The 26,728-nt window shown below is 73.3% G+C and carries 26 protein-coding genes; 14 read left to right on the top strand and 12 right to left on the bottom strand.

Translation table 11 applies throughout. The annotated features are described in order from the left end of the window. Positions 1–144 precede the first annotated feature (144 nt). The 3 genes from ABD644_RS19715 to ABD644_RS19705 are packed head-to-tail and all read right to left on the bottom strand — an operon-like array spanning position 145 to position 2,620. Positions 145–1,080, bottom strand: a complete 936-nt coding sequence (locus ABD644_RS19715) for an alpha/beta fold hydrolase (RefSeq protein ID WP_344690754.1) — start codon at positions 1,078–1,080, stop codon at positions 145–147. Between the two features lie 48 nt (positions 1,081–1,128). After that, positions 1,129–1,713: an LOG family protein gene (locus ABD644_RS19710; RefSeq protein WP_344690753.1), complete on the bottom strand. Its 585-nt coding sequence runs from the start codon at positions 1,711–1,713 to the stop codon at positions 1,129–1,131. Between the two features lie 46 nt (positions 1,714–1,759). Continuing rightward, a complete protein-coding gene (locus tag ABD644_RS19705; protein ID WP_344690752.1) occupies positions 1,760–2,620 on the bottom strand; it encodes a hypothetical protein in 861 nt (286 codons plus the stop codon). 252 nt (positions 2,621–2,872) lie between these two features. Between ABD644_RS19705 and ABD644_RS19700 the strand changes: the two genes are divergently transcribed. From ABD644_RS19700 to ABD644_RS19675, 6 genes are all read left to right on the top strand, one after another. Further along, complete coding sequence (locus ABD644_RS19700; protein ID WP_344690751.1) at positions 2,873–3,799, top strand: hypothetical protein; 927 nt, start codon at positions 2,873–2,875, stop codon at positions 3,797–3,799. Positions 3,800–4,211: 412 nt separating this feature from the next. Further along, a complete protein-coding gene (locus tag ABD644_RS19695; protein WP_344690750.1) occupies positions 4,212–4,706 on the top strand; it encodes an NUDIX domain-containing protein in 495 nt (164 codons plus the stop codon). A gap of 184 nt (positions 4,707–4,890) precedes the next feature. After that, positions 4,891–5,469, top strand: a complete 579-nt coding sequence (locus tag ABD644_RS19690; protein ID WP_344690749.1) for a hypothetical protein — start codon at positions 4,891–4,893, stop codon at positions 5,467–5,469. Between the two features lie 33 nt (positions 5,470–5,502). Then, entirely contained in the window at positions 5,503–6,390 is an 888-nt protein-coding gene (locus ABD644_RS19685) for a 1,4-dihydroxy-2-naphthoyl-CoA synthase (RefSeq protein ID WP_344690748.1), read from the top strand. Positions 6,391–6,430: 40 nt separating this feature from the next. Then, positions 6,431–6,763, top strand: a complete 333-nt coding sequence (locus ABD644_RS19680) for a hypothetical protein (protein WP_344690747.1) — start codon at positions 6,431–6,433, stop codon at positions 6,761–6,763. 107 nt (positions 6,764–6,870) lie between these two features. Beyond that, positions 6,871–7,524, top strand: a complete 654-nt coding sequence (locus ABD644_RS19675) for a TetR-like C-terminal domain-containing protein (RefSeq protein WP_344690746.1) — start codon at positions 6,871–6,873, stop codon at positions 7,522–7,524. A gap of 3 nt (positions 7,525–7,527) precedes the next feature. Here ABD644_RS19675 and ABD644_RS19670 read toward each other — a convergent pair whose 3' ends face one another. From ABD644_RS19670 to ABD644_RS19630, 9 genes are all read right to left on the bottom strand, one after another. Next, positions 7,528–8,241: a TetR/AcrR family transcriptional regulator gene (locus ABD644_RS19670; RefSeq protein WP_344690745.1), complete on the bottom strand. Its 714-nt coding sequence runs from the start codon at positions 8,239–8,241 to the stop codon at positions 7,528–7,530. Positions 8,242–8,298: 57 nt separating this feature from the next. After that, the gene (locus ABD644_RS19665; protein ID WP_344690744.1) at positions 8,299–8,763 is read right to left on the bottom strand and encodes a DUF5946 family protein; all 465 of its coding nucleotides are present in this window, start codon (positions 8,761–8,763) and stop codon (positions 8,299–8,301) included. Between the two features lie 73 nt (positions 8,764–8,836). After that, a complete protein-coding gene (locus tag ABD644_RS19660) occupies positions 8,837–9,751 on the bottom strand; it encodes a glycerophosphodiester phosphodiesterase (RefSeq protein WP_344690743.1) in 915 nt (304 codons plus the stop codon). Positions 9,752–9,955: 204 nt separating this feature from the next. Next, positions 9,956–10,930 carry a glucosyl-3-phosphoglycerate synthase gene (locus ABD644_RS19655; protein WP_344690741.1) on the bottom strand — a complete coding sequence of 325 codons (975 nt, stop codon included), beginning with the start codon at positions 10,928–10,930 and terminating at the stop codon, positions 9,956–9,958. A 52-nt stretch (positions 10,931–10,982) separates the two neighbouring features. After that, positions 10,983–13,118 (bottom strand): phage holin family protein, encoded by a 2,136-nt coding sequence (locus ABD644_RS19650; protein ID WP_344690740.1) that lies wholly within the window; start codon positions 13,116–13,118, stop codon positions 10,983–10,985. Continuing rightward, on the bottom strand, positions 13,115–13,759 hold the full coding sequence (locus ABD644_RS19645; protein ID WP_344690739.1) for a DedA family protein: 645 nt from the start codon (positions 13,757–13,759) through the stop codon (positions 13,115–13,117). Before ABD644_RS19645 ends, ABD644_RS19650 begins: the two co-directional genes overlap by 4 nt. Positions 13,760–13,761: 2 nt before the next feature. Next, positions 13,762–14,589 (bottom strand): MBL fold metallo-hydrolase, encoded by an 828-nt coding sequence (locus ABD644_RS19640; RefSeq protein ID WP_344690738.1) that lies wholly within the window; start codon positions 14,587–14,589, stop codon positions 13,762–13,764. A gap of 141 nt (positions 14,590–14,730) precedes the next feature. After that, positions 14,731–17,316 (bottom strand): EAL domain-containing protein, encoded by a 2,586-nt coding sequence (locus tag ABD644_RS19635; protein WP_344690737.1) that lies wholly within the window; start codon positions 17,314–17,316, stop codon positions 14,731–14,733. Further along, positions 17,313–19,211: a putative bifunctional diguanylate cyclase/phosphodiesterase gene (locus ABD644_RS19630; protein WP_344690736.1), complete on the bottom strand. Its 1,899-nt coding sequence runs from the start codon at positions 19,209–19,211 to the stop codon at positions 17,313–17,315. The genes ABD644_RS19635 and ABD644_RS19630 overlap by 4 nt, the downstream gene beginning before the upstream one ends. 219 nt (positions 19,212–19,430) lie before the next feature. Between ABD644_RS19630 and ABD644_RS19625 the strand changes: the two genes are divergently transcribed. From ABD644_RS19625 to nrfD, 8 genes are all read left to right on the top strand, one after another. Then, positions 19,431–19,574 (top strand): GPGG-motif small membrane protein, encoded by a 144-nt coding sequence (locus tag ABD644_RS19625; protein ID WP_344690735.1) that lies wholly within the window; start codon positions 19,431–19,433, stop codon positions 19,572–19,574. Positions 19,575–19,765: 191 nt separating this feature from the next. Next, on the top strand, positions 19,766–20,500 hold the full coding sequence (locus ABD644_RS19620; RefSeq protein ID WP_344690734.1) for a hypothetical protein: 735 nt from the start codon (positions 19,766–19,768) through the stop codon (positions 20,498–20,500). A gap of 133 nt (positions 20,501–20,633) precedes the next feature. Continuing rightward, a complete protein-coding gene (locus ABD644_RS19615; RefSeq protein WP_344690733.1) occupies positions 20,634–20,957 on the top strand; it encodes a hypothetical protein in 324 nt (107 codons plus the stop codon). Next, on the top strand, positions 20,954–21,112 hold the full coding sequence (locus tag ABD644_RS19610) for a hypothetical protein (protein WP_344690732.1): 159 nt from the start codon (positions 20,954–20,956) through the stop codon (positions 21,110–21,112). Before ABD644_RS19615 ends, ABD644_RS19610 begins: the two co-directional genes overlap by 4 nt. Before the next feature lie 59 nt (positions 21,113–21,171). Beyond that, positions 21,172–21,732, top strand: coding sequence for a hypothetical protein (locus ABD644_RS22785; protein WP_486303491.1), 561 nt, complete (start codon positions 21,172–21,174; stop codon positions 21,730–21,732). A gap of 12 nt (positions 21,733–21,744) precedes the next feature. Further along, complete coding sequence (gene fdh / locus ABD644_RS19605) at positions 21,745–24,441, top strand: formate dehydrogenase (RefSeq protein ID WP_486303490.1); 2,697 nt, start codon at positions 21,745–21,747, stop codon at positions 24,439–24,441. Positions 24,442–24,457: 16 nt separating this feature from the next. Next, positions 24,458–25,513, top strand: a complete 1,056-nt coding sequence (locus ABD644_RS19600; protein ID WP_344690731.1) for a 4Fe-4S dicluster domain-containing protein — start codon at positions 24,458–24,460, stop codon at positions 25,511–25,513. Continuing rightward, positions 25,510–26,556 carry an NrfD/PsrC family molybdoenzyme membrane anchor subunit gene (nrfD, locus tag ABD644_RS19595; RefSeq protein ID WP_344690730.1) on the top strand — a complete coding sequence of 349 codons (1,047 nt, stop codon included), beginning with the start codon at positions 25,510–25,512 and terminating at the stop codon, positions 26,554–26,556. The genes ABD644_RS19600 and nrfD overlap by 4 nt, the downstream gene beginning before the upstream one ends. Positions 26,557–26,728: the final 172 nt, after the last annotated feature.

Here is a 26,728-nt window from a genome sequence, read left to right as displayed (position 1 = left end):
AGCAGTGATCGGCACAACCCATGCATGCCAGCCCTTCACAGAGCGGCAGGAACGCTACGAGCCAGATCACCACTGGCCAGGATCCCAACCACCGCAACGGATCGCGGCGCCAGCACCCTGACACTGAGCCGGAACGCTAGGCGCTCAGCGCGCCACGGGCCGGGCGGCGCCTTCCCGGTCCTGGGAGAGCAGCGAGCGCCAGCTGGTCCGGTCGTGTGCCGCCGCCTCGGTGCTCGTGACGAAGTCCAGGAGCACGTCGACGAACCGCTCGGGCTCGTCGAGGTGCGGCCAGTGCCCGGCCTCGCGGAAGACCTCGATGCGGGCGCTGGGCACCAGGCTGCGGACCGTCTCGGCGTGCCGCGCCGGGACGATCGGGTCGCGCCCGCCCCAGATGACCAGCATGGGGATGGCATCGGCGAGGTAGAGCCGGTCGAGGGCGGTGACCGCCTGGCCACGGGCGTCGACGACCCCGCGCAGCGTCCGCAGGAACGCCCGCCGCGCCTCGACGTCCTTCAGGGCGAGCAGCGCGTCGCCGGCCTCGGCGACGTCGCGGAGCCGCCGCCAGCCGGTGATGTCCCCGACCCGCTCCAGCGTCTGGAAGCCGAGCCGCAGCGGGCCGGAGACGCCGGTGAGCGCCGTCAGCACCAGTTCGGCGCCCGGCAGGGTGGCCGCGCGCAGGCCGGCGGAGAGCTCCGGGCCGAGGCCGCCGCTGCCCACCACGGCGAGCCGTTCGCAGCGCTCGGGGAACTGGTAGGCGAACTGCAGCGCGATGCCGCCGCCGAGGGAGTGCCCGATCACGGTCGCGTGCTCGATGTCGAGCACCGAGAGCAGGTCGCGCATGCCGTTGGCGTAGGCGGCGATCGAGTAGTCGCCGCGCGGCTTGTCGGAGGAGCCGTGGCCGAGGAGGTCCGGCGCGATGACCGTGTGCGTCTCGGCGAGCCGGGGGATGACCTTCGCCCAGGTCTGGCAGTTGTTCCCGATGCCGTGCAGCAGGAGCAGCGCGGGGCCGCTGCCCGCCCGGACGAACGCACGCCGGTGCCCGTGCACCACCCGGATCTCGCGCGTCAGTGGTGGGCCCATCGCTCCAGTGCACCACTGCGGCATTGCGGTTGCGTCACCGCGGGGTCGTCAGGCCGCGGGAGGGCCGGCCGGCGGGGCGGTCCACTTCCGCGCCGGGTGCTCGTAGCCGTCGACGAACGCGAGCAGCCCGGCCGCATCGGCGACGACGCCGAGCGCGTCGAGCCGGGCGCCGTCGAGGTACCCGTCGTCGACCATGCGGCGCAGCTGGGCGAGCAGCGGCTGCCAGAACCCGTCGACGTCGACGAGCGCCGTCGGCTTCGCGTGCAGGCCGAGCATGCCCCAGGTCCAGGCCTCGAACAGCTCCTCGAGGGTGCCGGCGGCGCCGGGGAGGGCGACGAACGCGTCGGCCAGGTCGGCCATGCGCGCCTTGCGCTCGTGCATCGAGTCGACGACGTCGAGGCGCGGCAGACCCGGGTGCGCCAGCTCGTCGTCGACCAGGTGCTGCGGGATGACGCCGACGACCTCGCCGCCTTCCGCCAGCGCGGCGTCGGCGATGACGCCCATCAGCCCGACGTGCCCGCCGCCGTAGACAATGCCGACCCCGGCGCGGGCCAGGTCGGCGGCGAAGGCCGCCGCGGCGACCCGGTGGGACGGCGGGCCGGCCTGGGACCCGGTGAAAACGGCGACGCGCACGGCCGCCGATCCTGCCAGCCCCCGATGACTCCGACCGTCTGGTGCCCTACGCGGGGTCGGCCACCGGGTACATCTCGTCGATCGAGACGCTCACGGAGGTGGCCAGCGAGGGAAGCATCAGTCGAATAGCCGCCCCGAGGACGTTCGCGCCCGCAGAGAGCTGCGTCGGTCCACCCACCAGCACACGCGATGCGGCCCCTTCCACGACGGTATTGAAGATCTCAGCCACGTCGAGCCAGGTGTAATCGGATCGCAGTGTGACCCCATAGCGTGCGGCAATGTGCTCGTAAACGGCCGCCCACATGGGCAGAATCTCTCGATATGTAGCGGCGGCGTATTCCACGACTTTCGGGTGTTTCGGCAAGGCTCGTTGCAGTACGGACTGGAGAGCGATGAAGACATCCGTGGCCGTGCGATCGATCTCTGCGGACGATATGGCGTCGATCAGCTCTCCGAGACTGACTCCTGACAGGTCGCTGTCCAGCGCTACCCAGATTCCGCTGATGTGCCGCCGATACGGGCTGATCCTGAACAAGTAAGCCAGGAGATCTTCGTTGTATCGCTCGGAGTAGCGCCAGCGATCGCGATACTGGCCATCGGAGGCCGTGGTGCCGGGGAGTCGCCCCTGATCGCGGAGCTCAGCTGCTTTTGTGACCAGCTTGTGGCGGCTGAGTCCCCTGAAGAGTGCGCTGACAGGCGCCGCCTGCTCGTGATTGGGCCCGGAGTGCTCGAGCAGATCGACGCGCAGCAGCTCCAGGCCTGCCTCCAGGAATGCTCGGGTGTCGACGCTGCGCGCGAGCGCGGCTCGCTGATCCGGTCTGCGATCCGCACCGACGTGCGTCAACAGGACCGCGAGATCCTCGTCTTCGACGTCCTCGGGGCGCACCGGGCTCGCGTGCTCGGTCACTCGACCTCCACTCCGGCCACGCACATCGCACGCGGACTCTGTCATACCTGGACCTCCATGTCAGGAGCTCCAAGCCGGGAGCGACAGAATGGCGCGCCAATTCTGGGGGTCCTGTTTCGGTTGGCCCAGTCAGGGGAGACGTTGCGGGCGGTCCTGGCGAATACGTCCTGGACGTGTCCCAGAAAGGCGAGGGACTCTCTTCTCGACCGCGAGGTCCGCGCGGTGCATGCCATTTCGAGAGGGGGCACGACAATGTTCCGACGCTATCTGTTCCTGGGGATTCTGGGAATACTGCTTTCGACCTTGTTGGTAGGCGTCGGGGGCGCGACGACGCCCGCCGAGGCGGCTCTGACCGTGCGGGTGATCAATACCGATGGGCAGGGCGTCGCGTCGAGGCCGGGTCCGCACCTGTCTCCGACCAACGGGTACGGCGCGCCAGCCAACGCGACCGTCGTCGCGCAGTGCTGGACGTGGGGAGACGCCGTCGGGCCGTACGTGAACCGGCTCTGGTGGCTCGTCAGCTACGCCGGCCGCCAGTTCTACGTGGCGGACAGGTATCTCTCCACCCCGAACGTGGCCAATCAGCCGCCTGCAGGTCAGCCGCAGTGCGGGGGATCGCCGCCGGCGTCATCGGGTACGGCGCCGCTGGTCTGGCTCGGCAGTCCCGTGGACGGTCGATGGTCGACCTACGAAGGTGCCGCTACGCACCACCGCCTCGGTAACGCAAGCCCGACGAACGACTGGGCGGTCGACCTCGAGGTCGGAGCTGGCGCCCCTGTCTACCTGTACGCGGCCCCGCAGGTCAGCGGGGTTGTCATCACGGCGCGCGTCGACCAGGTGGGCCCCTCGTGCTACGGCGGTGGCGGCGGGAGATTCGTCACGGTCGGGCTGTACGCGGGAAGCACGCGGATCGGGTCCGCGACGTACGCCCACATCAACCCGACCGTGTCTCTGGGGCAGACCCTGAACCGATGGGGCAGTCGGGTCGGCACTGTGGGGTCGTACGCGTACCAGCCCGGGTGCTGGGAGGGAGCGCACGTCCACTTCGAGATGTACTCGAACCGGAACTATGCGTGCTTCAACAAGGGATTCCGGTTGGGGCAGGCGGTCTATCGCACCAACTTCCTCGGATTCACTGGCGGAAACGTTGCCAGCGGAGTTCAGCGACCCTGCCCGTAACGCCCGGCGAGACGGGGCCCGGGTTGGAAAGCTCCCGGGCCCCGGACTCGTCCCTGGGTGTCCGAGGAACCGCGACGCCACCCGGCGCGCCCACGGACCACTTGTGCGGATGCTTGTGCTCTGCCCACCAGGGTGGGCAGAGCACGGAGACCGGCGGAACCACCTCGCGGCATCCGCCCGCCGGCCCCGCCTACCGCGCCCACGGACCACCTGTGCGGATCCTTGTGCTCTGCCCACCAGGGTGGGCAGAGCACGGAGACCGGCGGAACCACCCCGCGACACCCGCCCGCCGGGCCCGCCTGCAGCGCTAAGGGCCACTTTCCCGACGCCTGTGCTCTGCCCACAGGGATGGGCAGAGCACAAGCATCGGCGGAACACCCCTCGCCGCGGACGATCGGGTTCACTGGTCGTCGTGGCTCCCTCGACCGACGGCTGGGCGTACTGCGCCCAGGGACACCAGCACTGGGGCCGGGCCGGCGCCGCCGGGCTGCTCGTGCACCGGGACGGCGCCCACGGATGCGAGGTCCTCCTCCAGCACCGGGCACGCTGGTCGCACCACGGCGGAACCTGGGGGACGCCCGGCGGTGCGCTGCACGCCGGCGAGCCGCCGCACGTCGGGGCGCTGCGGGAGGTCCGGGAGGAGCTGGGTCTGAGGCCGGACGACGTCGTCCTCGGTGCCCGGTCGGTCGACGACCACGGCGGCTGGTCCTACACCACGGTCCTGGCCCGCCCGGCCCGCAGCATCGAGCCCGGGGACCTCCGCCTGGACGGCGAGAGCGACGGCGCCGGCTGGTTCCCGCTCGCCGGCCTCGACGAGGTGGAGCTGCACCCCGGGCTGGCCGCCTCGCTGGAGCGCCTGCGGCCGCTGCTCGACACCGCGAGAGGTAGTGGCTCACACCGGGCATGAGCCGACGGCGGACGGGTATGCGGCTCCATTGCACCGAGTAACACCTTCTGTACCTAAGGAGCCGGCCCTGTCCCGCCGCCCCCGCCACCGTGCTCCGGACACCGCGCCCCGCGGTGCCTCCCGTTTCGGCGCTTCCCGTCTCGGTGCTGCCCGTGCCGCGCTCGTCCGGCGGCGCCCCGGCATCGTGCTGGCGCTGTCGCTGCTGTGCGCGGGGCTGCTCATTGCGGCCCCGATGGCGATCTTCTTCTCCGGCACCCCCGACGGCGGGTCGGTCAGCGACGACCCGGACGGTGTGTACGGCGGACCCGACGGCCCCGGCGGCGTCCCGGCCCCGCTGACCACCGAGGCCTCCCGGACGCCGGAACCCGGGGACGCCGGCGGCGCGCCCGCCGGGGGCGCGGACGGCGACGCCGCCCAGCCCGCCGGCGGACCGGCGGCGGGCGGTGGGGACGGCGGGACGGGTGGCACGGCCGGCGGTCCCAGCGGCGACGGAGCGACCGGCCGCACGGCGGCCGCGTCGAACGGCAGCGGCGGGGCGCCCGCCGGCAACCCTGGCGGCGGCGACGGCGACGACGGCGGTGACGACGGCGGCGCGGCTCCGACACCGCAGCCCCAGCCCCAGCCGGAGCCGGAGCCGGAGCCCGAGCCCGAGCCCGAGCCGGAGGATCCGTGCCTCTGCGAGGAGCCGAAGGAGCTCGTGTGCTCGCTGCCCGTGGCCAACGACCTGTGCGAGGCCGCCGGCGGGGTGCTGCAACCGGCCTGAAGCCGCCCCGGCTGCACGGCTAGGTTCGAGGTCATGAGCGCCCGCGACGACGTCTCCGAGATCTTCGACAGCAGTGCGTGGCAGGTGGTCGACGGCTTCGACTTCGCCGACATCACCTACCACCGCGCGGTCGACGCCGGCGTCGTGCGGATCGCATTCGACCGCCCCGAGGTGCGCAACGCCTTCCGCCCGCAGACCGTCGACGAGCTGATCACGGCGCTGGAGCACGCGCGGCTGTCCACCGACGTGGGCTGCGTGATCCTCACCGGCAACGGCCCGAGTCCCAAGGACGGCGGTTGGGCCTTCTGCTCCGGCGGTGACCAGCGGGTGCGCGGGAAGTACGGCTACGAGCACGCGGAGGGCTCCAGCGGCCGCCTGCACATCCTCGAGGCGCAGCGGCTGATCCGCTTCATGCCCAAGGTCGTGATCTGCGTCGTCCCCGGGTGGGCCGCCGGCGGCGGGCACAGCCTGCACGTGGTCTCCGACCTCACCCTGGCCAGCGCCGAGCACGGGCGCTTCAAGCAGACCGACGCCGACGTCGGCAGCTTCGACGGCGGCTTCGGGTCGGCCTACCTCGCGCGGCAGGTCGGGCAGAAGTTCGCCCGCGAGATCTTCTTCCTGGGCGAGGAGTACTCGGCGGCCGACGCCCACGCCATGGGCATGGTGAACCGCGTCGTCCCCCACGCCGAGCTCGAGCGCACGGCGCTGGACTGGGGACGGCGGATCGTCGCCAAGAGCCCCACCGCGCAGCGCATGCTCAAGTACTCGTTCAACCTGATCGACGACGGCCTGGTGGGGCAGCAGCTGTTCGCCGGCGAGACGACCAGGCTGGCGTACATGGCCGAGGAGGCGGTGGAGGGCCGCGACGCGTTCCTGGAGAAGCGCGACCCCGATTTCTCCCGGTTCCCCTGGCACGTGTGACGAGCTTTCGGTACAGAAAGCTCAGGAGAGAGGAGACGCCGTGATCGTCGAGGTGGTGGGCGGGCGCGAGGAGCACCCCGAGGCCCGGGTGGTCGACATCGACAACCTGACGGCGCTGCACCTGGCGCTCGGCGAGGTCACCGACGAGGAAGCGGCCGAGGTGCTCGAACGCGCCGGGCTGGGCCGCTTCCAGGACGACGACATCGCCTTCCTCGACGTCGCGGCCCTGCGCGCGGCCGCCGAACCGCGCGCCACCGCCCCCGACTGGGCCACGCGGTGGGACGCGATGATCGCCCACGCCCGCAGCGACGGCCGGCTGTCGGCCGACGGTGCGAGCGTCCAGGTGGCCGTGGAGAGCGCCGCCGGGGCCTAGAAATCGGCCCGCGGCCCCCGGTTTCCTCGTGTCCGGGCATTGTGGTGACTCCACCGAAGAGGCCAGGATGACGCGATGCGTATGACGAGCTGTTACGGGACGGCGTCATGAGCGGGACGCCCGGGCGTCCGCTCAGCGCCGAGTTGTCCGAGCAACTGCTGTCGGTCGCTGTCGACATCCTCGCCGAGGAGGGCTGGGGCCGGCTCAACAGCGACCGCGTGGCGGCCCGGGCGCACGCCGGCAAGGCCGGCATCTACCGGCGGTGGCCCACGATGGCGGCCCTGGCGCGCACCGCGCTGAGCCGGTTCACGCTGGTCACGCCGCCCCCCGACGGCGGGTCGCTGCGCGCCGACCTCACCGGGCTGGTCGCCCGCTGGACCCTGCCGCTGGACCGCGAGGAGCGCGCCGTGGCCAGCGTCGTCGGCGCCGCCCGCCACGAGGAGGACCTCCGCGCCGGGTTGGACGCGGCGCTGGTCGCACCCCTCACCGCCGCGGTGAGCGACATCGGCGCCCGGGCAGCGAGCCGCGGTGAGCCGCTCGAGCCCGCGCGGCTGGCCCTGCTGGGTTCGGTGCTCGAGGCGTTCTGGTGGCAGCGGATCACGTCGGCCGGCGACGGCGCGATGAGCGCGCACCAGGTGGAGCGGGTCGTCGACGAGGTGCTGGTGCCGATCGCGGCTCCCGCGGCGCACGGAGCCCCGGCGGCCGACGCGGCGCCGTCCGGCTCCCCGGTCGCGGCCCTCTCGGCGGCCGCGACCCTCTGACGGTCAGCCGGCGCGCAGCACCGCGACGCCGGGCCAGCCGGTGTCGGTCCGGGGGAGCGGCTCGCCGAGGCCGTTGATCAGCTCGAGGCTGGTCTCCATCTGGCCGAGCAGGCGCTCGGCGAACAGCTGGACGGCGGCCGCGGCGCGGTCGGGCTCCAGGCCCTCGCTGACCAGGGGACGCTGCTCGAGCACCATCACCCGCGCGGCGGCCAGCCACACGGCGGCGGTCAGCGGCGCGGCCGTCAGCGGGTCGGCCGGGGCCTCCTCGGCGTCGGTCGACCACACCTCCAGCAGCGCCTCGGCCAGCAGGGTCTCGGCCTCGTGGATCAGCTCCCGCTCCCGGGCCCGCAGCGAGTCGGAGGCCCCGAGGGTGGCCAGGTAGCAGCGCCGCTCGGGGCAGGCCATCGAGCTGACCAGCCCGGTCACCGTGTCGATCAGGTAGGCGCGCAGCGCCAGCAGCGGGGCGACGCCGGGCTCGCGGTCGCGCACCGCAGCCGCCGGGCCGGTCACCCACGGGACGCGCCCGTCGAAGAACAGCTCTTCCTTCGTGGTGAAGTGGTTGAACACCGTCTGGACGGCGACGTCGGCGCGCGAGGCGATGTCGGCGATGGTCACGTCGTCGAAGCCGCGCTCCGCGAACATGCCCTGCGCGACGCTGCGGATCAGCTCGCGCGTCTGTGCCTTCTTGCGTGCCCGCCGGTCCTTGAGCTCACCCACGGTGGCAGCTTAAACACAGAACGTGTTCGGATCGGGGAGGTCGGACGTCTCTGTCGGCTACCGACGGGACCCCACGCTGCACCAGTCCTGGTGCACGGCACGCGCCCACGCGTCGACCAGCACGGGCAGATCGATGACGTCGAGGTCAGCGGCCACATCGGCGATCGTCGTCCGCCAGACCGGCGGTGCAGCGGTACCCGGGGTACCGCGTTCGCCCCCGAGGGCACCGGCGAGTCGCGCCACGGCGTCGGCGGCTCGGGCGGCATCGCCCGGCACGGGGTGCTGCGCGTCGTAGGCGGCGTCTGCGAGCGCGACGGTCGCGGCGGCACCGGCGTCGGCGGCCGATTCCTCGCGCAGCCCGCGCAGCGTCGTCTCGAACAGCCGGGTGCAGGAGGCGGAGGCGCCGGGATGGGCGGGAGCCTCCCCGGCCTCGCTGCCCGCCCCGTCGCCGGTCATGGTCACGAGCACCGAGCCGCACCCCGGGCAGACGTCGGTGGGTTCGGGCGGAACGAGGGGACGCACCGCCCGATGGTGCCGCACCGGGGGGATGTGCACGAATCGCCGGGGGCCGCCGGCTACGACACCCCCGCGGACCTCACCGCGTCGACCGACGCGACAGCTCGCGCATGACCCGGACCGGCTTGGGCGCCTGCTTCTTCCGCGCCGCTGCCGGCGGCGGGAGCGGCGCGGCGAGTCGCTGCATCAGCTCGTCGGGGTGATCGGTGATCGCGACGTCGACGCCGAGCTCGCGCACCAGGTCCATGTCGGCGGCGCTGTTCACCGTCCAGACGTGCACCTCCTTGCCGGCCGCGTGGGCGTCGGCGACGTAGTCCGGATCCGATCGCAGCAACGCCACGCCGGGCCCGACGGCGGTCGCGTCACCGCCCAGCAGCAGCTCGCGCCGGACCGGGCGCAGCCGCTTGCCGATCAGCTGGACCGTCGGCACCCCCGGCGCCAGCTCGTGCATCCGGCGCACCGCGAGCTGCGAGAAGCTCATGACTCGCACGGCCGGCTTCCCCGACCACTCGACCGGCCGCCCGTTGCCCAGCAGCCCGAAGCGGCGCAGCGCGTCGACCAGCGCTTCCTCCACCTTGCGGGTGTGCCGGGTCGGGTGCTTGGTCTCGATGGCGAGCCGGACGCGGTCCGGGCTGGCGGTCGCGTAGTCGAGCAGCCGCTCCAGGGTGAGGACGAGGCCGTCCTCGACATCGGGCTCGTCGGTCACCGAGGTGATCTCGTCACCGGCCCACCGGTCGACGCGCCTGGCCCGGCGCGCCCCGAAGTGGAACTGCTCGAGCTCGTCGAGGCGCAGCGCGGACACCACGCCCCGGCCGTTGGAGGTGCTGCTCACCCGCCGGTCGTGCACGCAGACCAGCACGCCGTCACGGGTCAGCCGCACGTCGACCTCGACGCCGTCGGCACCGATCTCGGCGGCGTGGCGGTAGGCCGCCAGCGTGTGCTCCGGCGCTTCGGCCGTCGCGCCACGGTGGGCGACGACCTCGGGGCCGGTCAACGAGGGGCGGGCGGTCGAGGCACCGGGGGATTGTGCCCCGCCGCCCGGGCCGGGGGCGACAACGACCCGGCCGCGCCGCCACTTCCGGGCGAGATCGCCGATCTCGCCCGGTTTGGCCCCGCATAGCGCGCGACATCGCCGATCTCGCCCGGTGTGGCCCCGCATAGCGCGCGACATCGCCGATCTCGCCGAAGAGGGTGCGGGTCAGCTCACCATGTCGGCCTGCAGCGAGCGGTACTCGGCGACCGTGGCCATGGGCGGGCGCTCGTCGACGGCGACGGTGCTGCTGCGCGGCACGAACCCGGCGCCGTCGTGCCGGAACTGGGTGAGCAGGCCGCTCGTGGCCCGCCGGTTGCCGGCGCGGGCCAGCACGGTGGAGACGACCTGCCCGGCCATCGCGCCGAGCGCCTCCTGTGACTGCGAGGTGTGCCGCCGGACGCCGAGGTCGACCTGGGCCAGCGTCGACAGCCCGCCCAGCTGCAGCAGGTCGATGAGCAGGCCCACCTCGACGCCGTAGGCGGAGACGAACGGCACCTGCTCGAGCGCCGACCGCCGGCCGGCGTACTCCCCGCCGAGCGGCTGGACGAACCCGGCGAGCTCGGGCCAGAGAGCGTTGAGCAGCGGCCGGGCGGTGAGCTCGGTGACCCGCCCGCCGCCGGCCGGGACGGTCGTGCCGTCGACCTCCAGCGGCCGGGTGTAGCAGCCCTTCACGTACCGCACCTGCGGATCAGCGAGCAGCGGCCCGAGCAGCCCGGGCACGTAGTGGGCGACGTCGCCGAGCAGGTCGGCGTCGAGGAAGACGACGAGGTCGCCGGTGGTGGCGGCCAGCGACTTCCAGAGCGCCTCGCCCTTGCCGGGGCGGGTGCCGTGCCCGGGGAGGATCTCGGTGGTGGCGACGACGTCGGCACCGGCGCCGCGGGCGACCTCGGCGGTGCCGTCGGTGGAGTCGGAGTCGACCACGACCAGCTCGTCGACCAGCGGGACGCGGCGCACCCAGCGCTCGTGCAGGTCGGCGACCAGCCGGCCGACCGTCGCCTCCTCGTTGCGGGCGGGCAGGACGACGGACACGCGGTGCCCGCCCCGCCGCTTGGCGCGCAGCAGCGCGGCGGGGTCGATCGCGGCCAGGCTCGTGGCCGATGTCGTGCGGTGCTGGAACCAGGCGCGGGCGTCGGGTCTCATCGGCTCACCTTCATCGCAGGATTCCCGCTCCGCCAGCGGCGACGCGACGAGTTCACGGAGACGTCACGTCCACGGACTGGGGGTGCGCGCCGGAACGGGGCCGCAACATCTCGCCGTCGCGGTCCGGCACCGGGTGGCCGAGGTCGGTGAGCCAGCCGCGGAACACCCGGTGCAGCGCCTCGGCGCCGACCACGTCTCCTGGGGCCGCGAACGACCGCGGGTAGGCCAGCACCGCCCGCTGCTGGGGCCCGCCGAGCCCCCCGTGCGAGCCGACGTGCGGCTCGAACGCCGAGGCCTCGTCGGTCTCGGGGTCGTAGCGGCTGTTGATGACGACGTCGGCGCAGTGCGGGAACGTCGAGACGCGGGCGACCAGGGCGGGCGCGTGCTCCCCGTAGGGCAGCAGCGGATCGGTGCCGATGACGACACCGGTGCGCAGCCGGTGCAGGCCTTCGCGGCCCAGCACGACCGGCCCGAACTCCTCGGAGTGCACCAGCAGGAAGCCGACGCCGTCGTGGTCGACCAGGCCGGGCAGCAGGTCGGGCCAGTGGCGCTCGATCTCCTCCAGCGAGACGCGGCCCGGCAGGTCGGGGAAGGACACCATCGCGGTGTGGCCGGAGACGGCGCACACCACGCCGGGCGCGACGCGCGGCACCTGGCCCTCGGGGCCGGGCACGAGCTCGTGGTCGTGCGGGGCCGCGCCCTCGACCCGGGCGCGCAGCCGCCGGGCGATCGGCCCGCCGCCGGCCAGCGCCGAGGTCAGCTGCCAGCCCTCGGCCGGGCGCCGGCTGTCGGGCGGGCCGGTGGGCCGGTGCTCGCCGGGCCCGCCGCAGAGCCGGCCGACGAGCTGCTCGATCGACTCCCCGAACCGGTCGGCGAACGCCCAGCCCTGCGTCTGCCCGTGGTCGGAGAGCACGACCAGGTGGTACTCGCGCGGCGCGAGCTGCGCCGCCCGGTACAACCGGCCGATCTGCTGGTCGACGGTGCGCAGCACGGCCAGGCTGTCGGCCCGCTCGAGGCCGGCGTGGTGGGCGGCCTCGTCGTAGCCGAGGAAGTCGCAGTAGACGACCGACCGGCCGGCCAGCATGTCCTCGAGGATCGCGAAGACGACGACGTCGCGGGAGACGACCGTGACGCCGGGCCGGGCGAGGGGGTAGATGCCGCCGCGCGAGACCCGGGGCCGGACGTCGTCCCTGCGCTCGCGGGCCGCCGCCAGCAGCTCGCGGACGACGTCGACGATCGCGACGCCGACCGTGCGCAGCGCGTTGCCGGGGTTGGCGAAGTAGGCGTAGTAGCCCGAGCCCACCCGGTCGCGGGCGCGCCGCTCCCGGCGGCTGCGCGCGGGCACGACGTGAGCCAGCGAGCTCATCGTGAGGCTGACGTGCGGGGCGTCGCCGGTGAACAGGTTGCCGCGGCTGGCGCCGTCGCCGGCGAGCAGGCCCCGGCCGTCGGAGATACGGCGCTCGATGGCGGCGGCGTCCTCGGGGCGCGAGACGCGGACGATCCGGTCCTGCTCCTTGTCGTACCAGCGGAAGCCGAAGATGTCGTGGTTGGTGCCGTGCAGGATGCCGCTGACCGCGGCGCCGGTCTGCGAGCTCCAGTCGGTGTGCCAGGAGGTCAGCGTGTGGCTGCCCGCGCGCAGCCAGCCGGCCAGGGTGGGCATCGACCCGTCGCGGGCGGCGCGGCGGGCGGTGTCGTAGGCCAGCGCGTCGATCTGGAGGAACAGCACGCCGGGCGGCCGGCCGGCGCGGTCGTCGGTGCCGCGCGCGCGGCGGCGGGCGCGGCGGAAGAACAGCTCGTCCTCGTCGATGGCGAGCAGGCTGCTGATCACGCCCGAGACCGCGGCGATGACGACGGCGACCAGCACCGCCACGCCGAGGTCGGCGACGATCACCCCGGGGATGGCGAACGAGATCGCCAGCACCACGGCGCCCAGCAGCAGGAAGCTGCCCAGCCCGAAGGTGAACAACGCGACCGGCAGCGCGATCCGCATGACCAGCGGCCAGGCCACCGCGGTGAGCAGGCCGAGCAGCAGGGCCATGACCGGGGCCTGCCACCACGAGGGCAGCTGGAAGCCGTGGACCCAGTGGCTGAGCAGTTCGAGTGCGGCGGTGACGGCCGCCCAGGTGAGGACGACGCGGGCGACGGTGCGCCCGGTGCGCAGCACCCGGCCGTGGGCGGGCGCGGTCATGCCGGCTCACAGCGCTCGGCGGGCTCGGGCACCGGCTCGGGCGCCGGTCCGGCTGCCGTGGCCGTGCGGCGGCGCCGGGTGCTGACCAGGTTGAGCACCCCGCTGATCACCAGGATCAGCAGCGTCGCGATCAGCGTGGCGACCAGCGGCGAGTCGAAGATGCCGCCGCTGACCACCCCGAGCAGCGCGTAGGCGATGGCCCAGAGGAGGGCGGCGAGCGTGGAGGCGGGGAGCAGCCGGCGCCAGGGGTAGGCCAGCGCCCCGGCGGCGACGAGCACCGGGATCCGGCCGGCCGGCAGCAGCCGCCCGATCACGATGATCTGCCAGCCGTGCACGCGGAACTGCTCGCGGACCTCCGCGATCCGGTCGGCGTGCTGGCCGCGGGCCACCCAGCGGACCGCGGCGGGCCCGCCGAAGCGGCACACGGCGAACGTGACCAGGTCGCCGATCAGCGCGGCCACGGTGGCGAGGGCGAGCACGAGCGGCAGGCTGAGGGAGCCGGTCGTCGTGGCGTAGGCGGCCGCGGCGCCGACCACCGCGCCGGTGGGCACCACGGGGATGATCGAGCCGAGCAGCACCCCGCCGAACAGCACCGAGTAGCCGACCGTCGACTCCTCAGCCGCCACGGCGAGAACGCTCATGGCTACGCCGCGCCCAGGGCAGGGGCGGGCCGCGCGAACGACGGCAGGGCGACCGACGCGCCGGGCTCGGTGACCAGCACCGTCGTCGCCAGGGCGCGCTCGGCCACCGCCGCGGCGAAGCGGCGCGGGGGCTCGACCAGCAGCCGGCGCATGCGCGCGCCCAGGGGCGAGCGCGGGCCGATGCCCGGCACGGTGAGGGTGCCCCAGTGCACGGGGACGGCGATGCGCGGGCGGATCAGCGCGACCGCCTCGGCCGCCTCGACCGGGTCGAGGTGGCCCGGGCCGAGGTTCGGGCCCCAGCCCCAGACCGGGAGGAGCGCGACGTCGACGGCGCGGTCGCCGAGCAGCGGCATGCTGTCGTGCAGCGCGGTGTCGCCGCTGACGTAGACGGTGGAGCCGCCGCCCTCGAGCAGGTGCCCGACGGCCTCGGTGTCGGGGCCGTGGGTGAGGCGGGGGCCGAAGCGGTGGCCGCTGTGCTCGGCCCGGACGCCGGTGATCCGCAGGTCGCCGTCGCTGAGCGTCTCGCCGGCGCCGATCTCGGCGACGTGGGCGAAGCCGCGGCGGCGCAGCCAGTCGCCGGCCCCGCGGGGGACGACGATCCGCGTGTCGGTGCCGAGCAGCCGCAGCGAGGGCAGGTGCAGGTGGTCGCCGTGCAGGTGGCTGATCAGCACGAGGTCCACGTCGGCCCAGGTGTCGGGATCGGGCACCGGGACGACGCGGCGCAGCGGGCCGATGCGCCGGGTGAGGACCGGGTCGGTGAGCACGGTCCGGCCGGCGATCTCGACGCGCACGGTCGAGTGGCCGAGGAAGTGCAGAGCGGGCGTCACCACAGGTGAAGTGTCCCGCGCGGCCCCGACATTCCCATCCGGGTTCACCCGGACGTTCACCCTGACTTCTCGCCCCCGCCCAGCTTTCGGTACCGAAAGCTGCGGTGCCGGGCCCAGCTTTCGGTACAGAAAGCTGGAACGGGGTCAGGCGGTGGGGAGGGGCTCGGCGGGGTCGAGGAGGTCGGCGACCGCGTCGATGGTGAGGTCGTGCGGCAGGAGCCGGCCGTGCACCAGGCCCACGCCCGCGGCCTCGGCGGCCTCGAGCATCTCCGTCGAGGAGACGCCCCCGGCGATCGTGGTGACCTCGAAGCTGGTCGTGGTGTTCACGATCGCGGTGAGCACCTGCCGGGCGCGCTCGGTGTCGTCGCGGCCGGCCAGCGCCGGCACGTCGACCCGCACGACGTCGAGCGGGATGCGGGCGAGCAGCGCGAAGAGGCTGTGGCCCATGCCGTAGTTGTCCATGCAGAGCCGCACGCCGCTCGCGCGGGTCGCCTCGAGGGCCGGGACGAGGGCCGCCGACGACGTCAGCAGCGTCTCCTCGGTGATCGAGAGGACCAGCCGCGAGGGGGCCAACCCGGAGCAGGCGAGCGCGTCGGCCACCTGCTCGGCCAGGCCCTCGGTGGTCACGTGGCCGGCGGGCAGGCTGACGGCGACGGCGACGTCCTCGTCGGGCAGGCCGGCGACCGCGGAACAGGCGTTGCGCAGCAGCCACTCCTGCAGCGCGCCCGAGGCGCCCTGGCGCTCGGCGGCGCCCCACAGATCCTGACCGCGGACCCGGCCGTGCAGCGGGTGCTGCCACACCGGCACGGCGTGCAGCATGTCGATGCGGCCGTCGGCGCGGCTGGCGGCGTCCACGCGCAGGTGCACCGAGCCGTCGGCCAGCGCCGTCCGCAGGTCGGAATCGGCGGCCACCGCAGCGGGCAGCTCGTCGTGCGCCAGCCGCACGCAGCCCTTGCCGGCGGCCTTGGCCGCGCGCAGCGCGACGTCGGCCTCGCGGAAGGCGACCTGGCCGCCGGCGACGCCGAGCGCGGCGACACCGACGCTGGCGCCGACGGCGAAGGCCCACTCGCCGGTGCGGTGCGGCATCGCGAGGACGTCGACGACGCGCTGGGCGACCTCCTCGCCCTCGGCGACGGTGCCGGTGACCAGGACGGCGAACTCGTCGCCGCCGAGGCGGGCGACCAGGTCGTCCTCGCGGACGACGGTGTGCAGGCGGCGGGCCACCTCGACCAGCAGCTGGTCGCCGGCCTCGTGCCCGGCGACGTCGTTGACGGCCTTGAACCCGTCCATGTCGAGCACGAGCAGGCAGCGCGGCCCGAGGGCGGGCATCGCCATCTCCTCGAACAGCTGCGCGCGGTTGGGCAGCGCGGTCAGGTGGTCGGTGTAGGCCATGCGCTCGAGCTCGCGCTCGCGCCGGCGGCGGGTGGTGACGTCGCGCAGGTACAGGACGCGGCGGCCGCTGCCGGGGCGCTCGGAGGAGTTGACCTCGAGCTCGCGGGCGGCGCCGTCCTCGCGGACGACGCGGAAGTGCAGCTCCCCGGCGCCGGCGGCGAACGCCGAGCCGACCAGGTCCTGGTCCTCGGGCACGAGCAGGTCGAGCAGGTTCACGTCGCGGTGGGAGTCGCGGTGCGAGTCGCCGGTCAGGCCGAGCAGCCGGCGGGCGGCGGGCGAGGTGAAGAGCAGGTGCAGGTCGTCGTCGACGATCGCGATGCCGTCGGAGCTGGACTCGACCAGGTCGCGGAAGTCCTCCTCGTTGCGCACGAGGTCCTCGGTGACCTGACCGTCCTCGCGGATGCGCAGCACCAGCCGCAGGGCCATGAGGCAGAAGACGGTGGCCATGCCGGCCTCGGCGAGCAGGGAGTGGTCCAGCCCGCGCAGCTCCATCAGGGTGATCGACACCGGGAGGCTGAGCATCGCGGCGATGACCAGGGCCATGCCGACCGGGCTGACGACGGGCGCGGTGGCGCGCACGCCGCGCCCCTCGGAGCGCTCCGGCGCCCGCAACACGGCCAGCGCGGAGGCGAGCAGGGCGACGGTGACGGCGACGTCGGACGCGGCGGTCCAGCCCGGGGACGGGGAGACGATCGCCATCGCCTCGGCGCCGGCGGCCGCGGCCTGGCAGGCGACGGCGCCGATCAGGGTGGTCGCCGCGCGGCGCAGGGCCGCCGTCGAGACGGTGCACAGGGCGCCCGCGCCACCGAGCATGATCGCGGCGTAGGCGCCGTAGGCGAGGACCAGGGTGCGAACGTCGTCGGGGGCGTCCATCGGCTGGACGATCGGCGCGCGCAGCACCTCGGTGACCACGAGCAGCGACACGGTGACGACCGCGCCGTCGACCAGCAGGGCGGGCCAGCGGGTGCGGCTGACCCGGCGGGCCAGCAGGAAGCAGGTGATCAGCGGCGAGCTGGCGCCGAGGAAGAGGACGACGTCGTCGGCGCCGAAGCCGTCGAACTCGGGGCCCGGGAAGGCGGCGGCCAGGAGCTGGGCGAGGGCGAACATGGCCGCGCCGACCGCCGGGGGCCACCACGGGCGGGCGGCCGCGGCGTCCATGGTGCGCAGCCGGCCGACGAACGTCCAGGCGGCGCTGGCGGCGACGCCGGCCAGGACGAGCTCGTCCCACTGCATGCCGGTGCCGTCGGGGGAGCTGAAGGGCACGGCGACGCCCAGGCCGACGAGGGCGAGGGCCAGGGTCCAGCGGATCCGGGCGGGGACGGAGCGCAGCCAGCTCACGACGCCACCGCCGCCGTCCGCCAGGCGCCCGCGGCGAGCTGCTCGGCCTCGAGCGGCCGGGAGAACACGTAGCCCTGCAGGTAGCGGTGCCCCATGTCGCGGAGCAGTTCGAGCACGGCCGGGGTGGTGACGCCCTCGACGACGATCGGCAGGCCGAGGCTCGCGCCCAGCTGCAGGACCGCGCGGCACATCGCCCGGCGCGCCGGGTCGTGCTCGACGTTGGCGAGGAAGTACTGGTCCATCTTCAGCACGTCGACCGGCATGCCGACCAGGTAGGCCAGCGACGACCAGCCGGTGCCGAAGTCGTCGACGGCGATGCGGACGCCGAGCTGGCGCAGGACGGTGAGGTCCTCGATGACGTGCGAGTCGTCGAGGAGCACCGACTCGGTGATCTCGACGATGAGCCGCGACGCGGGCAGGCCGCTGTCCTCGAGCGCGGCGACGACGTCGGGCACGAGCTCCCCGCTGCGCACCTGGCGGGCCGACACGTTGACCGCCACGCCCAGCTCGTCGTCGTCGAGCGCGGCGACGGTCGCGCACGCCTCCCGCAGCACCCACCGGCCGATGTCGGTGATCAGCGGCGACTCCTCGGCCAGGGGGACGAACTCCGTGGGGGAGACCTCCCCGAACTGCGGGTGCCGCCAGCGTAGAAGGGCCTCGACCGAGACGGTGCGGTTCATGGCGACGTCGACCACGGGCTGGAAGTTCAGCCGCAGCTCGCCGCGCTCCAGCGCACCGTCGAGGTCGGCGGCCAGCGCGGTGCGCCGGTCCTGGGCGATGCGCCGGGCCTCGTCGTAGCGGTGGACCGATCCGGGGCCGGCCGCCTGCGCGCTGCGCAGGGCCACGTCGCCGCGCCGGAAGGCCTCGCCGGTGTCGACGTCGGGGGCCAGGCCGATGACGCCGGCGGCCGCGGTCAGCAGCAGGGTGCCGGTGGAGGTGGACAGCGGGCCGACGGCGCCGACCAGCCGGGCCGCCACGATCTCGGCGTCGGCCACGGTGCCGTCGACGAGGACGACGAAGTCGCCGTCCTTGCCGCGGGCCAGCCAGTCCTCCCCGCGCAGGCCACGGGTGAGCCGGGCGGTGATCGCGCGCAGGGCGGTGGCCTCGATGTCCGGCGTGACGACGTCGGCGTCGAGACCGCTGAGGCCGATCAGGGCCAGGGCGAACGGCCGCCCGGCCGCCTCGCGCTGCACGGTGCCGAGCCGGCGCACGAGCGCGGCGCGGTTGGGCAGCCCGGTGACCGGGTCGGTGAGGGAGAGCTCGAGCAGTTCGGCGTCGACCCCCGGCGCGGGGGCGCGGGAGGTGACGTCGCGGCAGTACAGGACGAGCGCGCCGACGTCGGGGTCGGCGCGCAGGTCGCGCACGGTGGCCTGGATGAGTCGCCATCGCCCGTCGGCGTGGCGGACCCGGGCGGTGCGGACGGCGAGGTCGGAGGTGACCGACGGGTGCCCGGTGAGGGCGCCGATCAGGGTGGGGGCGTCGTCCGGGTGGACGCTGCGGGTGAGCAGGTTGCCGACCAGGCGGGTGGCGTCCAGGCCGAGGAGGTCGGCCGCGGACTGCGAGGCGAAGCGGATGCGCAGGGCGCGGTCGAGGATGACGACGGGGTCGACGCTGCTCTTCACGAGGGTGCGGAAGGCGGCCTGGCTGTCGTGCAGGGCGCCCATCAGCCGGCGCTGCCGCCGCTGGACCATGAGCTGGGCGGCGAGGAAGGCGATCAGCGCGGTCGCGGCGATGCCGGCACCGAGGAACTGGTCGACCCGGACGGCCAGCACACCCCCGAGCACCGCCACCGTGCCCACCGCCAGCGTGCAGACGGCGAGGAGCCCGCCGCGTCCCCGGCGGGGCGCGTGCGGGCTTGCAGCCGCGGGCTGCCCCAGGAGGGGGGCGGTGGTCACGTGCTGGTGATCGGGATCGGCGCCGCCATGCTGCAGTCGTCGTTACCTACCTGTCACCCGTCCGGGGGACGGCGCGCCGGCCCCGCCCGTCCGTGCCGCCCGACGCGGCCGCCCCACCATCGGGTGACACCGAGGGTTCGGGGCACCGACCTGCGGGTATGGGGCTCGGCGTTGTTGTTCCGATGCTTCACCGACACGGGGGTGAAGAGGAGGACCACTGTGGTCACGTTGCTCTGGATCCTCGCAGTCGTACTCGTGATTGCCGGCATCTTCGCCATCTTCAGAGGGCAGATGCTCTGGGGGATCGTGCTGATCGTCGTCGGGCTGCTCGTCGGCCCCGGCGGTGTCAGCGTGTTCACATAGCCACGTCGAACGCCGCCTGACACGGAACCCCGGGACGCCCCTGGCGCCCGGGGTTCCGTGCTGTCCGGGGCTGGTGTGACCGCTGCGCCTTGCGGACGACGAGGTTCCTCAACTGCCGGGTTCCGCGACGTTACGGTGCGGCGTCCCATCGCGCCGACCACCGTCGGTCGCGCGCTCTCAGGAGGAATCGCATGAAGCGAACCATCGGCGTCATCGGCGCGCTCACCCTCGGCCTGGGCCTGGCCCTGGCGGCTCCGACCGCGGCCGGCGCCGCGCCGAGCGGCACCATCTACGTCCCGGGGGACATGGACTTCTCCCAGACCGGGGCGACCGGCCACTACGAGGTGCAGGGCAGCGGCCTGCACATCTGGACGGAGGGCGCCACGTCCAGCGACAAGGTGGCCGGCTACGTCGCGACGTCGACGCCCCTCGCCGGCATCGGTGAGCCGTCCCTGGACTACGCGCCCACGTTCGGCTCGGTTCCCCCCGGCTACCAGCTCGTCGTCGACTTCGACGGCAACGGGTCGATCGACGGCATCCTGGTCGGCGAGCCGGAGTTCTACGGCAACGACTGGTGGCTCACGAACGGCTCCGCGCAGTTCGTGAAGGACGGCGCCCCGAGCCACACCGGCGGCTCCGGCAGCGCTAACCACGGCACGCTGGACCAGTGGCGCACCGCGTTCCCGAACGCCGTCGTGAAGGCGTTCGGCTTCTCGCTCGGCTCGGGTGTCTACGGCGACGGCGTCATCAACTCGATCGAGTTCGACGGCACCACCTACACGTTCGCCGAGCCCGTCGTCCTCACGAGCAAGGACGAGTGCAAGGGCGGCGGCTGGGCGACCAGCACCCACCCGGTGTTCAAGAACCAGGGTGAGTGCGTGAGCTCCTTCGCCTCCAAGAAGAAGGCGGCGAGCTTCTCCGCCTGACCTCGCGCTGAGCCGGCGACGTCGTCCCCGGATGCTTGTGCTCTGCCCACCACGGTGGGCAGAGCACGAGTATCGGCGGAACAGATCCCTGCCCGAGTCGCGGACCGCCGGGTACGGGCTCACCATCTCTCGCATGACCTCTCTCCGGAGGCCGCGCGCGTTGCCGCAGTCACGGTCATCGGCGGTCGCGGGTGGGGCCGACGACCTCCGCCGCATGGTTCTCCTGCTGGAGACCGCTGACGTGCTGGAACGGCGGGCCCGCCGCACGGTCGACCCCGCGCAGGTGGCGGTGCTGATCCGGCGAGCGCACCAGCGACGCGAGGAGGCCGACGCGCTGCGCGAGCGGCTGGCCGCCCGCGGCGCGGCACTCACCCGTCAGCAGGCCACCGCGATGTCGCCCCACCGTCCCCGACTGTTGCGCTCCCCGTCGCCCGCGGCACGCCCCGAGACTCCATGATCGCGACCGTGGTCCTCGTGATCCTCGGCGGCTGGCTGGTGCTGTCGCTGCTCACGACGGCCGTCTGCGCCGCGCTGGTCCGCGGTGGCCAGGGCGAGGACCGGGCCCGCGGCTACGTCGAGGAGCGGGAACGGCTGCACGTCGTCCGCACCTGACGGGAACCGAACGCACCGTCGCCGTGCCGGAATGCGGCGGCAATGGCAGAGTCCGAAGCGTGAAGACCTGGCTCGACGCGTGGCCGGTGTACCGGCAGCTGACCGGCACGGATCCGCTCGGCCGCGGCAAGGCCGCGCGCAGCAAGGCGACCGAGGGCGTGGTGGCCCGCACGGCCACCGCCGACCGGGTCGTGCAGAGCGTCTGTCCTTACTGCGCCGTGGGCTGCGGGCAGAAGGTGTACGTGAAGGACGAGAAGGTCGTCCAGATCGAGGGCGACCCGGACTCGCCGATCAGCCGCGGCCGCCTGTGCCCCAAGGGCAGCGCGAGCAGGTCGCTGGTCACCAGCCCGACGCGGGTCACCACGGTCAAGTACCGCCGTCCGTACGGGACGGAGTGGGAGGACCTCGAGCTCGACACGGCGATGGAGATGATCGCCGAGCGCGTGCTCGACGCCCGCCGGAAGTGGTGGCAGCAGACCGACGGCGGCAAGCGCGTCACGCGGACCATGGGGATAGCGAGCCTCGGAGGGGCGACCCTCGACAACGAGGAGAACTACCTCATGAAGAAGCTCTACAGCGCCATGGGCGCGATCCAGATCGAGAACCAGGCGCGCATATAGCACTCCTCCACGGTGCCCGGTCTGGGTACCTCGTTCGGTCGTGGCGGTGCCACGAACACCCAGCAGGACCTCGCGAACTCCGACTGCATCGTCATCGAGGGTTCGAACATGGCCGAGTGCCACCCGGTGGGCTTCCAGTGGGTGACCGAGGCCAAGGCGCGCGGCGCGAAGGTCATCCACATCGACCCGCGGTTCACCCGCACCAGCGCGATCGCCGACCTGCACGTGCCCCTGCGCGCGGGCAGTGACATCGCGTTCCTGGGCGGGCTGATCAACCACGTCCTGGCCAACGACCTGTTCTTCCGCGAGTACGTCGTCGCCTACACGAACGCGGCGTCGATCCTGCGCGAGGACTACCAGGACGCCGAGGACCTCGACGGCCTGTTCTCCGGCTACGACCCCGAGAAGCGGAACTACGACCAGGAGACCTGGCAGTACGAGGAGGACCGCGAGGACGAGGTCAACGAGGACTCCCCGGGGACGGCGCAGGCCCAGGAGGCGGGGTCGCAGCAGGAGTCGGTGAAGGACGCCGCCCGGCCGGAGGCGGCCGGTTCGGGTGGTCCGCCGCTGCACGGGCACGGCTGGCGCGATGAGACCCTGCAGCACCCGCGCTCGGTCTTCCAGGTGCTCAAGCGGCACTACGCCAGGTACACGCCGGAGATGGTCAGCGAGGTCTGCGGCATCGAGCCGGAGGTCTTCCTCAAGGTCGCCGAGTGGGTGACGGCGAACAGCGGCCGTGACCGGACGACGGCGTGGGTGTACTCGGTCGGCTGGACCCAGCACACCGTGGGCGCGCAGTACATCCGGACGGCGTCGATCCTGCAGGCACTGCTGGGCAACATGGGCCGGCCGGGCGGCGGGATCATGGCGCTGCGCGGGCACGCGAGCATCCAGGGCTCGACCGACATTCCGACCCTGTTCAACCTGCTGCCCGGCTACCTGCCGATGCCGCACGCCGACCAGCACGACTCGCTGGAGGAGTACTGCGCCGACGCGGCCGGCACCGGCGGGTTCTGGGGCAACAAGCGGGCCTACATGGTCAGCCTGCTCAAGGCCTGGTGGGGCGAGAATGCGCAGCCGGGCAACGACTTCTGCTTCGACTACCTGCCCAGGATCAACGGCGACCACAGCTCGTACCGCACGGTCAGCGACATGATCGAGGGCAAGATCTCGGGCTACTTCCTGGTGGGGGAGAACCCGACGGTCGGGCACGCCAACGGGCGCATGCAGCGCTTCGGGCTGGCCAACCTCGAGTGGCTCGTCGTCCGCGACCTGCAGATGATCGAGTCGGCCACCTTCTGGAAGGACGGGCCGGAGATCGCCACCGGCGAGCTGGTCACCGAGCAGATCCCGACCGAGATCTTCTTCATCCCGGCCGCCACGCACGTGGAGAAGGAAGGCACCTTCACCCAGACGCAGCGGCTGCTGCAGTGGCGCCACAAGGCGGTCGAGCCGCCGGGTGACGCCCGCAGCGACCTGTGGTTCTACTTCCACCTGGGCCGGCTGCTGCGCTGGAAGCTGGCCGGGTCGACCGATCCGAACGACCGCCCGCTGCTCGACCTGACCTGGGACTACCCGGTGCACGGCGACGAGCAGGAGCCCAGCGCCGAGGCGGTGCTGCGGGAGATCAACGGCGTCGGCCCCGACGGCCGCGCGCTGTCGAGCTACATGGAGCTCAAGGACGACGGCTCGACGACGAGCGGCTGCTGGATCTACTGCGGCGTCTACGCCGACGAGGTCAACCAGGCCGCCCGGCGGGTGCCGCGCACCGAGCAGTCCCCGACCGCGCTCGAGTGGGGCTGGGCGTGGCCGCTGAACCGCCGGGTCCTCTACAACCGTGCCTCGGCCGACCCCGACGGCAAGCCGTGGAGCGAGCGCAAGAAGTACGTGTGGTGGGACGAGGCGGCCGGCCGCTGGGTGGGTGACGACGTCCCCGACTTCGAGGCGACCAAGCGGCCCGACTACGTGCCGCCGGACGGCGCGAAGGCGCAGGACGCGATCGCCGGCACCGACCCGTTCGTCATGCAGAGCGACGGCAAGGCCTGGCTGTTCGCGCCCAAGGGCGTGCAGGACGGGCCGCTGCCCACGCACTACGAGCCGGCCGAGTCGCCGGTGGCGAACGCGCTCTACTCCGTGCAGTCCAACCCGACCAAGGAGGAGATCCGGGCGCCGTGGAACCGGGGCAACCCGTCGCTGTCCGAGGTCTTCCCGTACGCGTTCACCACCTACCGGCTGACCGAGCACCACACGGCCGGGGGGATGAGCCGCACGCTGCCCTACCTGGCCGAGCTCCAGCCGGAGTTCTTCGTGGAGGTCTCACCGGAGCTGGCGGCCGAGCGCGGGCTCGAGCACGGGGAGTTCGCCACCGTGGTGACGGCGCGGGCGGCGGTGGAGGCGCGGGTGCTGGTGAGCGAGCGCATCCGGCCGCTGAAGCTCAAGGGCGGGCAGGTCGTGCACCAGATCGGCATCCCGTACCACTGGGGCGAGCGGGGGATCGCGACCGGCGACTCGGCCAACGACCTGCTGGGCGTGCACATGGACGCCAACACCCACATCCAGGAGAGCAAGGCCGCGACCTGCGACATCCAGCCGGGGCGCCGTCCCCGCGGGAAGGCGATGGTCGAGTTCCTGGAGGAGTACCGCCGGCGGGCCGGGATCGACTCCGGCGCCGTCCCGATCGGCGGCCGCGCTCCGGTGGAGACCTCATGACCGACCGGGAGTGCGCATGACGACGGTGAGCTCGGCGAGTCCGGGCCTCTCGGAGGCTCAGCGGAAGAACCGGCTGTTCGGGCCGCTGCCCGACGTCTCGGCGGAGGCGGGCTACGCCGACGACCACCCGAAGCGGGTCGGCTTCTTCACCGACACCTCGGTGTGCATCGGCTGCAAGGCCTGCGAGGTGGCGTGCAAGGAGTGGAACACGCTCCCGATGGACGACGCCGACGGCACGCTCGACGCGATCGGGCTGTCGGGCATGAGCTACGACAACACCGGCATGCTCGGCGCCAACTCGTGGCGGCACGTGGCGTTCATCGAGCAGAGCCGCACGGTCGACCTGCCGATGCCCGGGGTGGGGCTGCCGGGGGCGCGGCGGGAGACGCCGGACCCCGACATCGACGTCCGCGAGCCCGACAGCCTGGCGAAGGCGCAGGCGTCGGTGCTCAACGCCGAGGCGCTGGCGGAGTTCGACCCGCAGACCGGGCACTCGGCCGACCGGGAGATCCGGTGGCTGATGAGCTCCGACGTGTGCAAGCACTGCACCCACGCCGGCTGCCTCGACGTGTGCCCGACCGGGGCGCTGTTCCGCACCGAGTTCGGCACCGTCGTCGTCCAGCAGGACATCTGCAACGGCTGCGGCTACTGCGTGCCCTCCTGCCCGTACGGGGTCATCGACCAGCGCAAGGGCGACGGCCGGGTGTTCAAGTGCACGATGTGCTACGACCGGCTGACCGACGGGCTGATGCCGGCGTGCGCGACCGCGTGCCCCACCCAGTCGATCCAGTTCGGCGACCTCGACGAGCTACAGGCCCGGGCCGACGCGCGGCTGGCGACGCTGCAGGCGCAGGGCGTGGAGTCGGCGCGGCTGTACGGGCGCGACGAGAACGACGGCGTCGGCGGCAACGGGGCGTTCTTCCTGCTGCTCGACGAACCGGAGGTCTACGGCCTCCCGCCGGACCCGGTCGTGACGACCCGGGACCTGCCCGCGATGTGGAAGGCGGCGGGGGCCGCGGCGGCGATGATCGTGGGCGTCGCGGTGTCGGCCGTGTTCGGGTCGCGGCGATGACCGAGGGTCTGGCGACGCCGGGGGCGGGCTGGCGGCGGGCCGATGGCGGGTACCCGAAGAAGAAGCGGAAGGGCAACGGCGACGGACGGCGGCGCAGCGGGCGGCGGGCCGCCGGTGAGGTCGCGATGGTCGAGGACGCCGAGTTCACCTCGTACTACGGGCGCCCGATCATCAAGGCGCCGGTGTGGAAGACCCCGGACGTGCCGCTGTACCTGTTCCTCGGGGGAGCGGCCGGGTCGTCGGCGGTGCTGGGAGCGCTCGCCGACCTGACCGGGCGGACGGCGCTGACGAGGACGGCGCGACTCGTGGCCGGGGGCGGCTCGATCGCGTCGGTGGTGTTCCTGATCCACGACCTGGGGCGGCCGGAGCGGTTCCTGCACATGTTGCGGGTGTTCAAGCCGACGTCGCCGCTGTCGGTGGGCACCTACATCCTGTCGCCGTTCAGCGCGGCGACCGGGGCGACGGCGGCGGTGGAGCTGCTGGGCTGGTTCCCGCGGCTCAAGCGGTTCGGCGGGATCGTGGCCGGCCTGTTCGGCGGGCCGATGGCGACCTACACCGCGGTGCTGCTGTCGAACACGGCGGTGCCGTCGTGGCACGAGTTCCACGGCAAGCTGCCGTTCGTCTTCGCCGGCTCGGCGATGGCCGCCGGCGGCGGGCTGTGCATGGCGTTGACGCCGATGGCCGAGTCGGAGCCGGCGCGGAAGATGGCGATCGCCGGTGCGGCGCTCGAGCTGGCCGTGGTGCACCAGGTGGAGGGCGACGAGAGCATCGTCGCCGAGCCGTACCACGAGGGCCGGGCCGGAAAGCTGATGCGGGCGGCCAAGGCGTGCACCGCGTCGGGGCTCGGGCTGGCCGTGCTGGGCGGTCGTACCCGGTGGGGGCGGGTTGCGTCAGGAACGCTTCTCGCAGCAGGTTCGCTGCTCACGCGGTTCGGCGTCTTCGACGCCGGCATGGCCAGCGCCCGCGACCCCAAGTACACGGTGATCCCCCAGCGCGAACGCATAGCGGCCCGGGGTAGCGAGGTTCGTTCCGTCTCCCGATGACACGGGACGGATTGACCATTTCTGGTGGTCGGAACTCCTGTTGAGTCATTACCTCGCCATTTCTGGTGCTGCCCTCAACGCCACGGAAACGGACATCGCTGCCGCTCCTTGACTGCGGTGCGTGATCGAGCAGTCGCGGAGGCGACGATTACCGAGCGAGTCGTTCACGTAT

This window comes from Blastococcus jejuensis, from assembly GCF_039534705.1.
Lineage (GTDB): Bacteria > Actinomycetota > Actinomycetes > Mycobacteriales > Geodermatophilaceae > Blastococcus_B > Blastococcus_B jejuensis.
This window is presented reverse-complemented; position numbering and strand designations above follow the sequence as displayed.